General features: G+C 59.2%; 11 protein-coding genes. 2 read left to right on the top strand and 9 right to left on the bottom strand.

Annotation, left to right across the window (positions count from 1 at the left end; all coding sequences use genetic code 11):
• Window positions 1-129: 129 nt before the first annotated feature.
• Both VXM69_RS05210 and VXM69_RS05205 read left to right on the top strand, forming a co-directional pair.
• Window positions 130-1446: an MFS transporter gene (locus tag VXM69_RS05210; RefSeq protein ID WP_034185635.1), complete on the top strand. Its 1317-nt coding sequence runs from the start codon at window positions 130-132 to the stop codon at window positions 1444-1446.
• Between the two features lie 12 nt (window positions 1447-1458).
• The gene (locus tag VXM69_RS05205; RefSeq protein WP_059558514.1) at window positions 1459-2700 is read left to right on the top strand and encodes an amidohydrolase family protein; all 1242 of its coding nucleotides are present in this window, start codon (window positions 1459-1461) and stop codon (window positions 2698-2700) included.
• 297 nt (window positions 2701-2997) lie between these two features.
• Here the strand turns inward: VXM69_RS05205 and VXM69_RS05200 are convergent, their stop codons facing one another.
• From VXM69_RS05200 to VXM69_RS05160, 9 genes are all read right to left on the bottom strand, one after another.
• Window positions 2998-3468, bottom strand: coding sequence for a hypothetical protein (locus VXM69_RS05200; protein ID WP_367189111.1), 471 nt, complete (start codon window positions 3466-3468; stop codon window positions 2998-3000).
• A 460-nt stretch (window positions 3469-3928) separates the two neighbouring features.
• Window positions 3929-6166, bottom strand: a complete 2238-nt coding sequence (locus tag VXM69_RS05195) for a UvrD-helicase domain-containing protein (RefSeq protein WP_367189110.1) — start codon at window positions 6164-6166, stop codon at window positions 3929-3931.
• An 11-nt stretch (window positions 6167-6177) separates the two neighbouring features.
• The gene (locus tag VXM69_RS05190) at window positions 6178-7017 is read right to left on the bottom strand and encodes a hypothetical protein (protein ID WP_367189109.1); all 840 of its coding nucleotides are present in this window, start codon (window positions 7015-7017) and stop codon (window positions 6178-6180) included.
• A 57-nt stretch (window positions 7018-7074) separates the two neighbouring features.
• The gene (locus VXM69_RS05185) at window positions 7075-8052 is read right to left on the bottom strand and encodes a hypothetical protein (RefSeq protein WP_367189108.1); all 978 of its coding nucleotides are present in this window, start codon (window positions 8050-8052) and stop codon (window positions 7075-7077) included.
• Window positions 8053-8475: 423 nt separating this feature from the next.
• Complete coding sequence (locus VXM69_RS05180) at window positions 8476-10338, bottom strand: methyl-accepting chemotaxis protein (protein ID WP_367189107.1); 1863 nt, start codon at window positions 10336-10338, stop codon at window positions 8476-8478.
• Window positions 10339-10490: 152 nt separating this feature from the next.
• On the bottom strand, window positions 10491-11162 hold the full coding sequence (locus VXM69_RS05175) for a flagellar motor protein MotB (protein WP_367189106.1): 672 nt from the start codon (window positions 11160-11162) through the stop codon (window positions 10491-10493).
• Between the two features lie 57 nt (window positions 11163-11219).
• Window positions 11220-11984, bottom strand: a complete 765-nt coding sequence (locus VXM69_RS05170; protein ID WP_034185630.1) for a flagellar motor protein — start codon at window positions 11982-11984, stop codon at window positions 11220-11222.
• A gap of 13 nt (window positions 11985-11997) precedes the next feature.
• A complete protein-coding gene (locus VXM69_RS05165) occupies window positions 11998-13248 on the bottom strand; it encodes a cyclic nucleotide-binding domain-containing protein (RefSeq protein WP_034185629.1) in 1251 nt (416 codons plus the stop codon).
• Between the two features lie 236 nt (window positions 13249-13484).
• A complete protein-coding gene (locus tag VXM69_RS05160; protein ID WP_034185628.1) occupies window positions 13485-14147 on the bottom strand; it encodes a glutathione S-transferase family protein in 663 nt (220 codons plus the stop codon).
• Window positions 14148-14196 lie beyond the last annotated feature (49 nt).

The raw sequence follows: 14196 nt of genomic DNA, 5'->3' as shown, positions 1-14196 counted from the left end.
CTCCGGGCGCGATGCATGCGTACAGCGCATGCGTGCATGCGAATCTTTCGTTTCAGAAAAAAATCCGGCTGTCCGTAGCATGGGATTCACGCGGGGCAGTCGTCCCGGCTTCTGACAAAGGAAAAGACCATGCAAGGAACGCTTTCCCCGCGCGCCGCGCCTGCCGTCGATGCGGCCGTGCAGCAACGCCGCCGCGCCATCGTCGCGACCGTGATCGGCAACGGCCTCGAATGGTTCGACTTCACCGTCTACAGCTTCTTCGCGGTGATCATCGCGAAGCTGTTCTTCCCGACCGGCAACGAACTGACGTCCGTGCTGCTGACCGTCGCGACGTTCGGCGTCGGCTTCTTCATGCGGCCGGTGGGCGGGATCGTCCTCGGCGTGTATGCGGACAAGGTCGGACGCAAGGCCGCGCTGTCGCTCACGATCCTGCTGATGGCGGCCGGCACGGCGCTCATCGGGATCGCGCCGACCTACGAGCAGGCCGGCATCGCCGCGCCGCTCCTGATCGTCGTCGCGCGGCTGCTGCAAGGTTTCTCGGCCGGCGGCGAGATGGGCGGCGCCACCGCGTTCCTTACCGAATACGCGCCGCCGGAGAAGCGCGCGTATTACTCCAGCTGGATCCAGTCGAGCATCGGCTTCGCGGTGCTGCTCGGCGCGGCGACCGGCACGTTCGTCACGACATCGCTCGACACGCAGGCACTGCACAGCTGGGGCTGGCGGTTGCCGTTCCTGCTCGGAATCATCGTCGGGCCGGTCGGTTACTTCATCCGCAGCCACATCGACGAGACGCCCGCGTTCAGCGCCGTCGAATCGCAGGTGAAGGAAAGCTCGCCGCTGAAGGAGGTGCTGTCCACCTACCCGCGCGAGACGTTCGCGAGTTTCTCGATGGTCATCCTGTGGACCGTCTGCACCTACGTGCTGCTGTTCTACATGCCGACCTATTCCGTGCGCACGCTGCATCTGCCGCAATCGACCGGCTTCGTGGCCGGCATGATCGGCGGGCTGATGATCATGTGCTGCTCGCCGATCGTCGGCCGGCTCGCCGACGTGTGGGGACGGCGCGTGTTCCTGTCCGGCTCGGCGCTCGCGATCCTCGTGCTCGCGTGGCCGATGTTCGCGTGGATCAACCATGCGCCCGGGTTCGCGTCGCTGATCGTGTTCCAGGCCGTGTTCGGCGTGCTGATCGCGACCTATACGGGGCCGATCCTCGCGGCGTTCGCTGAGCTGTTTCCGACCAAGGTGCTGTCGACCGGGCTCTCCGTTGCGTACAACTTCGCGGTGACGATCTTCGGCGGGTTCGCGCCGTTCCTGATCACGTGGCTCATCGCCCGCACGGGCAGCAACATGGCGCCGGCGTTCTACGTGATGCTCGCGGCGGCCGTCAGTTTCGTCGGCACGCGCTTCGTGAAGGATGCGAAGCGTGCGGCCTCCACGACTCGATAAGGATTTTTCCATATGACCATTACCGTGCTGCAAGGCGGCGACGTGCTCGACCTCGAACGAGGCGTGTTGCTCGAACATCATCATGTCGTGATCGAAGGCGAACGGATCGTCGAAATCACCGATCGGCCGGTGGATTTGCCGAATGCGCAGGTGATCGACGTGCGCGGCAAAACCGTGATGCCGGGGTTCATCGATTGCCATGTGCATGTGCTGGCTTCGAATGCGAATCTTGGCGCGAATGCGACGCAGCCGAATATTCTTGCGGCGATCCGGTCGCTGCCGATTCTCGATGCGATGTTGTCGCGTGGGTTTACCAGCGTGCGGGATGCCGGGGGCGCGGACTGGAGTTTGATGCAGGCGGTCGAGACGGGGCTGATTCCGGGGCCGCGGATTTTTCCGTCGGGGAAGGCGTTGTCGCAGACCGGCGGGCATGGGGATTTTCGGCCTCGGGGGGATTTGCTGGAGCCCTGCTCCTGCTGTTTCAGAACGGGGGCGATTGCGCGGGTCGTCGATGGGGTTGAAGGTGTACGGCTTGCCGTGCGTGAGGAGATTCAGAAAGGCGCGACGCAGATCAAGATCATGGCGTCAGGCGGCGTGGCTTCGCCGACCGATCCGATTGCGAACACGCAGTATTCGGAGGACGAGATTCGGGCGATCGTCGACGAGGCCGAGGCCGCGAATACGTACGTGATGGCGCATGCCTATACGGGGCGAGCGATTGCGCGGGCCGTGCGATGCGGCGTGCGGACGATCGAACATGGGAATCTCGTCGATGAAGCGGCCGCGAAGATCATGCATGAGCATGGGGCGTTCGTGGTGCCGACGCTCGTCACTTATGACGCACTGGCCAAACATGGGGCGGAGTTCGGGATGCCGGCGGATTCCATCGCGAAGGTGGCTTCCGTCCAGCAGAAGGGACGCGAGTCGCTTGAGATTTATGCGAAGGCCGGCGTGAAGATGGGGTTCGGGTCGGACCTGCTTGGCGAGATGCATGCGTTTCAGTCTGGGGAGTTTCGGATTCGCGCGGAAGTGCTCGGGAATCTGGAAGCGCTCAGGTCGGCGACGACGGTGGCGGCGGAGATTGTGAATATGCAGGGGCAGCTTGGGGTGGTTGCCGTGGGGGCGATCGCCGACCTCGTCGTGCTGGATGGGAATCCGCTTGAGGATATTGGGGTCGTGGCTGATGAAGGCGCGCGGGTCGAGTATGTGTTGCAGCGGGGGGCCGTTGTGAAGCGGCGTGCCGGCGGGTGTTGATGTGAATTCATGCCGCGACTTCGGCAGGCGCGGTGCGGCCTCACGGACCACGCGGTCGTGACAGTTGTCGAAGACGGCAGTGGGTGTGAGTCACGGCGTTTGCGGCAATGGCCGGGCGGCGTCGCCCCGGCCGGCCGTCGTGTTCATGCGACGCTTGCCTTCCATTCGCCAGAGCCGCATCAAACGGCCCGTGCAGGTGTTATAGCGGCGACGGCCCCCGGCCAGGTTCGTGGTATGGCTGCTCTTGGAGTGCCGGCGCCAGCCATTGTCGATGCCTTATCTGCGTTGCCAGCAAACTCAAAGGTCGGTGGCCCCCTCGGCGCGATCAACACGGTTAGGCGCTACGCTCCTTGCCCTTTGTGTTTCGACTTCCGCCAGAATTCGCTTGCCTACCGCGCCGTAAAAGCGCAGCCCAGTAGAGCAACCGCGGATACGTAACGTGACCGTGCGTAAAAGGAATATCTTTCTTTGAGATGCGCTGATTGCATCCCAGGGTATGGAAATCGCGGGAAGTCGCAAGTTCAAGGGAAAGCCGGGGCGTATCCACAAGTGTTGAGGATAGAGTTCAACGGCCACGGTGAAGCTCGTCCATTTTGCTCGGCATGAAGCCCAGCGATAGGAGCCATTGGAGACTGGCCTCTCGTTCGGGGCATCCCGCCTCGTCTTGTACTGCTCAAGATCCTTCCAGCCGGACAGCCACCGCAACACCTGGAGCCCGGAACCAAAGAAAACAATTGCGACGAAGATAAATCGGATGGTATCGAGCATATTCCGTGGCGTTAGGACGCACCCCCTATGAATCGCTTCGTCGGGTGCAGGTTGCCGACCACTCGTGCAGTGTGGGGACGAAGACTCGCTCGGGCGAGAGGCAACCTTTCTTACCGGGAATTCCCGGCCCCACTAATCGTGATCGCCCGCTTTGCGGATCAAGGATACCCAAATCTTGATGGCGCCGAAGGACCAGAACGGTTCGAACGCGGGCGGTCATGGTCGGCTACTTTCGACCCATTGCCTTCCTTGATCGCGTCGCCAGATGAACGACCGCTTCGGGTTCGCAAGCGAGCGCACGGATACGCTGCAAGTTGACGCATACGTTGCACTGGTGTGTAAGCAGCGACCTTTTTTCCATTTCACTATAATTACTGTGGCAATGCTTTCGCCGGTATATTTTGATGAAAGCATTGCCTAAATCATAAAAAATGCGATTAAAATTTCTTCGGATCGTCTGTCATTTTTGGATAAACGTCAGGCTACCGCGATCGACTGCCATCTGTAGAACATCTGAATATCCACCACGATTATCACATGCTGAAATTTTCAGTACGTTTTCTGCGCGACTAGACCCAAGATATATGTTCGAAATGAAACGCCTTCGCATGCCAAGTGACGCGTTCGTTGGAGCGTCCGCAACATCAACATGAATTAGAAATACAGTATCAAATTGCAAGCCCGCGACATACTCTGGCATGCTAAAAATAAATCTCTTACCTGCATGCCGGAGCTCGGAGGATGGATCACGTCCGGATATTGGAAATATTTTCCCTTCGTACTGCCCGTTGGCGATGGGAAGATATCGATCAAACATTTCCTCGCTTGCACACAAGACCGCGACACGGCGCCCCCCGCCTTTGGCGGAACGGGCTATTGTCACGGCGGAGTCTAGAACACTCTTGAAGAGACTTCTTTCATCCTTAAAAACGGTCAATTCCGGTTTGTGACCATCATCGAGTTGAGGCGTTCCGCTATAGAGATCCCATTCGCCCGGGATATTCAACGCTGGGAACGATGCATCCAAATCCGACAGAAATTCTGCAATTTGAGGGGTATAGCGAAACACCTTGTCGAGTTGTACTAGGTCAGAGTTCTGCAGTCCGCTGGTTGCAGTAAAAATTTGATTACTACCGTCGGAGCTTTGCGTTGCAGCGTCGTTCGGGCTCTGCTTGAGGTCATAAGCCATGAATATTGCAGGCCTTTTTGGCACCCCAGAATCGTCGGTTGTGCGGCGTATCAGCTTGTGGAGAATCTGACGCTCAACTGCTGTAAATAGATGAAGCTCATCAACGAACAATGCGTCGTATCCATTACGACCGCGGACGCTAGCCCATCGATTAGAATCTAAAAAGGTATTAAAGTCGGCTACCATTTGATCGACGCTGAGGGTGTTCATATCGGCAAGAAGGGAGCGGTAGCGTCGATGGATTTCAAGAAGAAAGCGCCGATCTTCTTCCCTAGGTAGATGCATCAACCATCCGGCGCGTTGAGTAGAGTTTTTTGCATACTTCTCTCCGCGTTCCTCACCTGATCTTATACTTTCCGCATCCAAAATACTCGCAAATTCGTTCATTACCTCCGAAATGAACGGCCGATCGTTGCCCTGAGTTGCAGCCTCCCACCGAGTCTTCAACAGCGACGTAATGTCTGAATACTGTGCCCGAGCTATGGGCGATCTGTGCATTTCCTTAAGAACGGACTCAATCAGTTCAAACTGAAGCCTTTTGCCTTCCCGCCCATCCAATGACAATGGCTCTAGATCATCTAGTGCGAAACGCAGATTTTCATACGCGAGATCGTACAGAGTGCGAAGTTCTAGTTTGCAATGCTTTCCCACTCCGGCAAGTAGGCCGACGGTGTCGAGGCTCTCTGTCATCGATCCGACTAGGTCGACGGAGGCTAGGCTGTGTGTGATAAAGCCGAGCTTAGTCACACTCTGATTTTTCTCGGCTTGCTGACCGTCGCGCAAGAACTTGACGACAAGAGACAGTGTTTTGCCCGTTCCGGCTGACCCGCGCAGTCTAACTGGGCCGTCATGTGGTTTGTCAACGAATAGGCGCTGCGCGGTAGTCAACTTGGATGAGTACCATTGGTCCAAGGTCGCTCCTTGCACAAAACCTTGGGGCAGTCTCTCAGCCAAAAGGATCCCCGCCGCCCCATTGTCTTCTTGGACTTTTGCTTCCTGATGGGTTAACACAGCATCGGTTAAGCCAGATAGCGCGGTTTCAAATAATTTCTTTGGTCGCGGCAGCGAAGAAAAGTCGACCGTATCTTCCGTAACGGAGAATGCAAACAATGCATCCACCCCATTTGGTCGCATGTCAAAGTGAAGCCGCGAGTTGCGGTTCCTAATCTTTGGTGAGGCGGCGATTGAGAGCAAACTATGCTCATGGTATTGACGCCATGCGGCAGGAATTTTGACGCTTTCTGTAAAGGTCGCTCGTGCAACAGTTATGATCCTCTCGAAAATAGGTACATTTTCCCGATCTACTGAAAAGACTGTGTCATCGCCCTCAAGATTTACGACAACGATAGGACCACTATCATCGTCCAAACCTTCGTCTATGAGATAAGCGATGTCGTCTATCACCACACGTTTGAGTCCGCTGGCTCCGGTGGGTAGCAGATAGTCAGAGAACCATTGCTCGGATATCGAGAATTGTGAAAATCGAAAGAGCGAAGAGGGGGTGAACACTAGAGCTTTCATTATTTTTTAAGCGCCATAAGTTTGGTGGCCATGTCGTCGATTGCAATATCGCCCAATGCGGTCGTTTCATCTGGAAGCCCAATTCGAGAAAATTGATGAGCGAACAATTGTGCGACCTTGAATTGATATAATGGCGTTAGGCGACAAAGTCGGGCGGCACTAACACTACCCAGTTTGGTCTGAGTCCTTTGCTGGGCAACTCCGGTAAAGCAGCAGGATGCATCCAGCGTGTAAATCCTTCGCATTCTGACGATAAAGCCGATATCTTCCTCCCCTTTTACATCGCTGATGAAGAAGTGACCATCCCCTAAATTCTTCTTGGCTTTTTCAATTTGTTCTTTAAGGTAACGCTTAGCGGTCTTCTCGTCTTTCTCATCTCTCGCAAATTCCGCCAATGTCGAGAGGGATTTAGCCCCAGGTTGCAGGCATCGGTGCAACTTCCGCATTCGGAGAGAAACATCTTCATAAGTTTTAGGCTTTAGTGCGAGTGTTGTCTGAAGCTTATCGGATACCGCATCGGGTTCTTCTGTGACGAGCCAACGGAGAAGATCGTCTTGAGCTGTGGAGTCTAGTTTGCAAAATCTGGCGATCTCGGCCGCTAATTCATTTTTTCGGCTGATAACAAATGACGGGATCCAGAAGCGTGTGAGGTAGTCTGCGAACGAGTATAAAGGCAAAAAGGCTATCGTGCCGTCGATCTTCTTGTGCGCCAAATCGCAGTCGGCGTTTATGACAACGCCAAGGCGAGGAAAATCCTGAGAGGGATCATTACACTCAATGCTTAGGATATCACCTTGTCTTATCTCTTCTTGTTGGCTGCAACGTTGAGTTTCATCCATTGGTCTGCCTGCGAAAATCATTGATTTAGTACGAACGGTTATGCGAGGTGGAGAAAATCAAGAGTCAGATTGTCGTGCGATAGCCTTGAGTACCAGATTGTCGAGCGCCTCAATTTCGACGACGTAACCTGATCGTTGATTACGCGCATTAATTGTTCCCCAAAAATAAGCTTTCAAATAATGGTTAGGGGCTTGGGCCTGTTCGATTTTTTTCATCAGCAAGGCGCCTCCGCCGTAAGCATGAATACGCGACAGAGGTAAGTCAATCGTAAGCGAACGGCCGCCTTCGTTTTCATCGAACTTTTCGCACTCGTCCATGAAATTGATGTATAGCCGCTTCGGCGCGTCTTCGGGCCAAAGCTTGGCGCGTGCGCCACCGTACACGATCCGGCGACCGTTCTCGTCCGGCGTAATCCAATCCGGGCGTAAAACGGCTTGACGATAGCTGAGTGTTTTTCCCTCAATGACTACCTGATGCTCCTTGAGCTCATCGCCTTCATACCGTGCCCAGCAATCGATGAAGCGTTCCAGACGCGACGTACTGGTGTAGCCATCGCGTGCACGGGCACCGCCGCCTGACGATGGATTCGCATCCAGTGGTTCGCGATCTACTGGAGAATTGGTTATCTGTTTGCCGGATGGCGCATCAGCCGTCGAGTCAGAGGTTTTCGGTCGGAATACGTCGATCACGTTGGTCGACTTGGATCGCTCCACCCGAGGGTGCGGATCGCCGTCAGTGTCACCGCCGTTAGCTCGACGCTGCGGATGCCCCTGCACCCAAATGCACGTTTCGAGATGCGGATTTCCGGCCGGCGCTCGAAAGTGAATCTGACGATATTTCTCGGTTTCCTCGATCAACTTGTCATAGTTGACACCTGACACGAGCGGGTTTTTTTCTGCTCGACAAGCATCATCGGAACATCGAAAAATGAATCGCTTTCGGCGATTTTCCGGCAAGGCAAAGTATGCTTTCTGTGCATCGTAGATATCAACGACTTTGCCGAGCTCCGCACAATATGCGTCCAGTATCTCCATCAATCCCCCTTAGCGCCCTAGCGGTTGACCGCCCTAGCTGCTTCAACGGCAACCGCGCGCCAAACTTGAGAAATGAGATGGATGGCCGCTTTGGAGTATGTTGCCGACATCTGAATGTCCGAGCGTTGTCTCTCGCGACCATCGCATGTTGGCCGAACGCAGACAATGCGCCCGACAATCCGGTACCAAAACTGTGCTTCCTATTGAACAATGTCACTCAAGATAAGAATCCGGCGGCGACTTTCGCCACCATCGCAGCAATCACAGTGACAAACACCACCACATCCACCTCAGCCCTTCGATCTGAAAATGCGTTTCATTTCCATAATCGCCACAAATCCGGCACCAACAAGCAAAACGGCTGCCGCAGCCCCACGGCAGCCGTCCTCAGAAACGTCCCAACCCCAAACCCCAAACCACCCCTTACGCATCCACCTTAAAAGCCGAAACCAACTTGGTCAATTCCGCCGCCTGCTGCTTCAAACTCTCCGCCGCGGCCGCACTTTCCTCGACCAAAGCCGCATTCTGCTGCGTCATCTGATCGAGCGACTGCACCGCATCCCCGATCTGATCGATCCCGGCACTCTGCTCCAGGCTGGCCTCGGCAATCTCGCTCATCATCGCGCTCACGCCTTGAACCTGCGAGACAACGTCGCTCATCACCTTCCCCGCCTCGCTCACCAGCCGCGACCCGGTATTCACCGTCCCCGCGCTATGCTCGATCAGCGTCTTGATCTCCTTCGCCGCCTGCGCACTGCGCTGCGCCAGATTTCGCACCTCCGAAGCAACAACAGCAAACCCGCGCCCCTGCTCCCCCGCCCGCGCCGCCTCCACAGCGGCATTCAGCGCCAGAATATTCGTCTGAAACGAAATACTGTCGATCATCACGATGATCTCGGAGATACGCTGCGACGCGTTGCTGATCTGCTCCATCGTCGTCACGACCTCGCCCACCACCTGCCCGCCACGCGCCGCCGTATCCGATGCGCCGTTGATCATCTTCGCGGCCGTCGTCGCCGTCTCGGTGTTATTGCGCACCACGGCCGTGATCTCTTCCATCGACGAAGCCGTCCGCTCCAGGTTGCTCGACTGCCCTTCGGTACGCTCGCTCAGATCCGCATTCCCCGAAGCAATCTGCGCCGACCCGGTCGCAATCGACGCCGACGCCGCGCGAATCCGGTGCACGAGCGTCGACAGCGACGACACGAACCGGTTGAACGCATCCGACAACTGCCCGATCTCGTCCTGGCTCTCGACCGTCATCCGGCGCGTCAAATCGCCCTGACCACTGGCGATCTCCGACAGAAGCGTCGCCGCCCGACGAATCGGCGCGGCAATCGCACGGCCCACCAGCCAGATCACCAGCAGCGCAACCGCGAGGCCCACCACCGCCGCAACCAGCGCCGCGCTGCGAATGGCCCGCGTCACCGGCCCGAGCAATTCAGCCTGCGGTACTTCGACGACCACATACGCATTCAGCTCCGGAATGAACGACGTCGCGATGAAGCGCGCGCCGCCGTCGCCGTCGTAACTGAGGTACGCGTACGGCTTGCCGGCGAGCAGCGTCGACGACGCATCGCCCGGCAGCCCTGGCTGATCCTTCAGGAAATGCTTGCCGTCGATCAGCGACGTATCGCGATGCATCATGAACGCGCCGTCGGGACGCACGAGATACGCGAACCCAGTCTGGCCGATCCGGTAGGCCGAGATGCCCTTCGCAAGCGCATCCACGGACAAGCTCATGCTCGCCGCGCCGATCGGCACGCCGTCGAGTTCCACGCGGCTGTTGATGAACATCATGTAGCCGCCGACGGTCACCTCGCGATCCATGTTCACGTCGAATGCCTTGCCCGACGACAGGAAACGCGTCAGCCACTGATCCTTGTCGGTCACCTTCCGCTGCAGGCCGGCTTCGTTGTAGTAGTTGCCGCTCTTCACCGACACCCACTGCACGGACGCGGCCTTCTGCTCGTCCTTCACGTTCTTCGCGAGCTGGATCCAGTTGCGCGTGCCGGCGTCGGGTTCGCCGTCGGCTTCCCATTGCAGCAGGAACGCATCGCGCGCGAGAATGCGCGACGCGGCGATCGGGCCGGCCATCTGGCGCTGCACGTCGGCACGAATGCCGTTCACGGCGGTCGGCAACTCTTCACGGACGACGCGATCGCGCACCGCGTTGCCGATCAGACGAACGCTGAGCCCGCTCGAAATCGCGACAAACACGAGCAGGCAACTCGTCATGCTGAGAATCAGCTTGTTCTGAATGGAAAGCTTGCGCCAGAAGTGCATGGGGAACCCTCGGTAACCGCTCGGTCTGAGCCAGTTTGGGTTATCGGCATGCACGCGCGGAATCGCATCGCTGATTTCAGATATCGACCATGCGAGATTCGTTATGTTGATGACGGGCGGACATAAGCGTCGACCCATACGCAAGGATCGGATCAGTACGCAACGAAAATCGTGACGCGCCGATTCCTTGCCCTTGATGCGGCGTCGTCCCCCACAACGAGCGGCTGCGTATCGGCCCGCCCGATCGCCGCCAGCCGATGCGGCGCCACACCGCGCTCCGTCAGGTAGCGCACCACACTCCCCGCACGCGCCGACGATAGCTCCCAGTTCGATTCGTATTTGGCGTTGGCAATCGGCACATTGTCCGTGTGGCCTTCGACGAGGATGTCGCCGGTTGCGTGCGCGCTCAGTGCCTGCGCGATCTGGTTCAGCACCGGCGACGAATCGGGCAGCAGGCGCGCATCGCCGACATTGAACAGGATCTTCGCATCGATGCCGATCTCGACGCCGTGCGGCGCCTTCACCAGCGAGATCCGGCCATTCGACTTCAACGAATCGAGCAGCGCGAGCCACGGCGGCGGCGCGGAGTCGGGTTTCACTACGTTGGCAGCACTGGCAGCGCTTCCGGCCTGCCGCGCTAGCGTCTGGAAGCGTGCATCGAGCGCGTTGTATTTCGCGAGCTGCGGCACATACAGCGCAAGAAACAGCACCATCAGCGTCGTGATGAGATCCGCGTACGAAATCAGCCAGCGTCCGGACTGCGCGCCTTCGAGTTCGTCATCGTCGCGATCGGCAGCGGAAGCGCCGTCAGTTCGAGCAGTCATGCGGTCGAGAATCCCGGTTCGTCATATGGCGCTGGCACCTGAACGCGCACACGTCCATCAAGCAAGCGATTCGGCCGCCCGCCCACGCACGTCGCCGGTCAGGCGCGTTTCGATCGTGTGCGGCGACTCCCTGCGCGAAATCGCGAGCAAACCGTCGAGATACAGCTTGCGGAACCGCATCTCGCTGTCGATCTGCGCACGCAGCTTGCCGTACAGCGGCAGGAACACGAGGTTTGCAAACGCGAGCCCGTACAGCGTCGCGACGAACGCCACCGCGATGCCCGGCCCAAGCTGCGCCGGTTCGAGAATATGGCTCGTCACCTGCACGAGCCCGAGCACCGAGCCGAGAATGCCGAACGTCGGCGCATAGCCGCCGGCCTGCTGCCACACGCGCACGGCGGCGAGGCGGCTGCGCTCGTACGCATCGAGTTCGCGCTGCAACGCATCCTCGAGCACGGCGGTCGACACGCCGTTCGCCAGCAGTTCGAGCCCGCGGCGCGCGAATGGATGAATGCCGCTCACGTCCATCGACTCGAACGCGAGCAGCCCGTCGAGCTTCGCGCGGTCGCCCCATTCGAGCAGGTCGGACAGGTTCTTGCGATCGACCTCGCGCGCGCGCACGAACGCGAGCCGCAGTTGCTTCACCGCGTCGAAGAAGCGCGCCCACGTGTTCTGGATCATCACCGCGCCGAGCGTGCCGCCGAGCACGATCACGAGCGCCTCGAACTGGAACAGCATCGAGAAATGACCGCCTTCCAGCGCGAAACCGAACACGATCGCCGCGCCGCCGAGCACCACACCGGCCAGGGTCAACAGATCCATACGCCTCCCCGTCTCATGCATCCGACGACGACGTGGACGCCACCGGCGCCACGCCCGCCGCAGGCGCCTTCGCCGCACGCACGGCATCCAGCACGCGCTGCTCGATTTCCTCGACCTCGATCGGGTCGAGCTTGATCTCGCGGCGCATCACCCATGACACCTCGTTGCGCCGCGCCTCGGTCATCACGGAAAACAGCTTGTCGGCCACCGCGCGATCGTCGAGGTTCGCGATCAGCTTCGCGAGATCGTACGTGTCGAACGCGCTGATCACGTCGAACAACGTGCGCTGGTCGACCCACACGAGATCCTCCAGCGCGCGCACGTCGCCGCCGCGCCGCGCGTTGCGCCGCGAGAAGTACGCAACGCCCTTCTGCTCGACGTAACTGAGCACCTTCGATTTGCGGAACGCGAACACTTCGTCGGCGATCTCGCCGTTCGACAGCTTGTTGAGCAGCAGCGTCTTGTCGACGCCGATCAGCGATTCGAGATCGGCCAGTTCGATGAGTTCGAGTTCGCTGTTGATCGACAGGTCGAGATCGTGATCGGCGACCTGCTGCGCGCGATCGATGATGCGCGCGGCGTCGAACGTGACGACCTGGCGCGCGTCCGACGAAGCCGCGTAGTCGACGGCACCGCCGGCACCGTCGGATTGCGCGGCTTCGATCGTGACGAGATTGAGTTTTTCCATGCGGCGCAGCATCGCGAGCACGTGCGGGCGCGAGTGGCCGGCAATCGCGCGGCATTTGCGGATCACCTCGGCGAGCGGCACGGAAGCTTCGGCGGCATGCGCCTGCATCGGCCGGCGCGCCCATGTATCGCCCGCGTCGCGCGTGTCGGCGCCCGCCATCAGCGACAGCACGTGCGCATACGACAGCACGCCCGGCATGAAGTCGGCATGCGTGTAAGTCGCAAGCTGGTCGTCCTTGCGCTTCACGCGGCGGATCATCGTTCGCACGATATGGCGCAGCAGCGCGGACACGCGCTCGATTTCATCGTCAAGCATGCCGGCCGGCACGACCGTGAGCTGACAGAACGACAGCGCCTTCGCGGTATGCGCGCGCGGCTCGGCCGCGAGCAGCGCCGATTCGCCGAAGAACTCGCCGCGGCCGAGCGTCGCGACGATCACGCGCTTGTCGTCGCAGCGCGTGGACAGCTCGACCTTGCCGTCGGTAATGAGGAAGATGACGGGCTCGCCGGCGAAGCCCTCGGAATAAATGATTTCTCCGGGCGCCGCCGTACGCGTCCACGATTGCTGACGATTCAAGTCGATTCCCCTGCTGCGCTGGTTGTTGCGGACTGCGCGTCGCCCGTCGAAAGCGCGCGATCGCGAGTCGTCCCCGTGACTCGTTTACGTCATTGGGCTCAACATCCTTTAGGGAATTCGTCCTCGTTTCCGACCGAAATCAAGGTAAAACGTTTGCGAGTGGCGCAAGCGCGTCGAATGTTCGTTTCGCCGCTTGCGCGTGTAGTGAAATTGAAAGCGTACGGCGGCCGTGTGCGTCAGAACTCCATGTCGAGTTCGTCGATGTCTTCATGCTCGGCCTTCGCCGCATCGATCCATTCCGCGACGAACGGCTGCGCGAGCACGCGCATGCAGTATTCGGCGATGTCCGGCTCGAGCTTGACGTCGTAGGTCAGGAAGCGCGTGACGACCGGCGCGTACATCGCATCGGCGATCCCGATCTGCGCGCCGAACAGCCAGGGGCCCCCGTACGCGGCGAGGCACTCGCGCCAGATCGTGACGATCCGCTCGATATCGTGCTGCGCGCGTGACCAGATCCGGAAGCCGGGAAAATGCGCGCGCAGGTTCATCGGCAGCGCGGAGCGCAACGCGCTGAAGCCGGAATGCATCTCGCCGCAGATCGAGCGGCAATGTGCGCGCGCATGCCGGTCGTCGGGCAGCAGCCGCGCCTGCGGCCGGATCTCGTTCAGGTACTCGGCGATCGCGAGCGTATCCCATACCTTGCTGCCGTCATGCGTCAGGCACGGCACGAGGATCGACGGCGACAGCAACAGCAGTTCCGCGCGCGACGCCGCATCGATCGGCACGCTGACCGTCTCGAACGCGAGGCCGCTCAGCTTCGCGAGCAGCCAGCCGCGCATCGACCACGACGAGTAATTGCGGCTGCTGATGGTCAGCGTCGTCAGTCCGGTGGATTCCATGTTGCTCCCTGCTGGTTGCCGTTCGTGCCCCTGCACCGAAACGGATGCA

It is taken from the genome of Burkholderia sp. Ed8 (assembly GCF_040761425.1).
In the GTDB taxonomy this organism is placed as follows: Bacteria; Pseudomonadota; Gammaproteobacteria; order Burkholderiales; family Burkholderiaceae; genus Burkholderia; species Burkholderia seminalis.
Note: the sequence above shows the minus strand (reverse complement) of the source record. Positions and strands in the feature narration are given on the sequence as shown.

What these genes read in the sequence shown, in the direction of transcription:
- VXM69_RS05210 (WP_034185635.1), top strand. Translation starts at nt 130, where the DNA reads ATGCAAGGAACGCTTTCCCCGCGCGCCGCGCCTGCCGTCGATGCGGCC.
- VXM69_RS05170 (WP_034185630.1), bottom strand. Translation starts at nt 11,984, where the DNA reads ATGGATCTGTTGACCCTGGCCGGTGTGGTGCTCGGCGGCGCGGCGATC.
- VXM69_RS05190 (WP_367189109.1), bottom strand. Translation starts at nt 7,017, where the DNA reads ATGGATGAAACTCAACGTTGCAGCCAACAAGAAGAGATAAGACAAGGT.
- VXM69_RS05180 (WP_367189107.1), bottom strand. Translation starts at nt 10,338, where the DNA reads ATGCACTTCTGGCGCAAGCTTTCCATTCAGAACAAGCTGATTCTCAGC.
- VXM69_RS05185 (WP_367189108.1), bottom strand. Translation starts at nt 8,052, where the DNA reads ATGGAGATACTGGACGCATATTGTGCGGAGCTCGGCAAAGTCGTTGAT.
- VXM69_RS05160 (WP_034185628.1), bottom strand. Translation starts at nt 14,147, where the DNA reads ATGGAATCCACCGGACTGACGACGCTGACCATCAGCAGCCGCAATTAC.
- VXM69_RS05175 (WP_367189106.1), bottom strand. Translation starts at nt 11,162, where the DNA reads ATGACTGCTCGAACTGACGGCGCTTCCGCTGCCGATCGCGACGATGAC.
- VXM69_RS05200 (WP_367189111.1), bottom strand. Translation starts at nt 3,468, where the DNA reads ATGCTCGATACCATCCGATTTATCTTCGTCGCAATTGTTTTCTTTGGT.
- VXM69_RS05205 (WP_059558514.1), top strand. Translation starts at nt 1,459, where the DNA reads ATGACCATTACCGTGCTGCAAGGCGGCGACGTGCTCGACCTCGAACGA.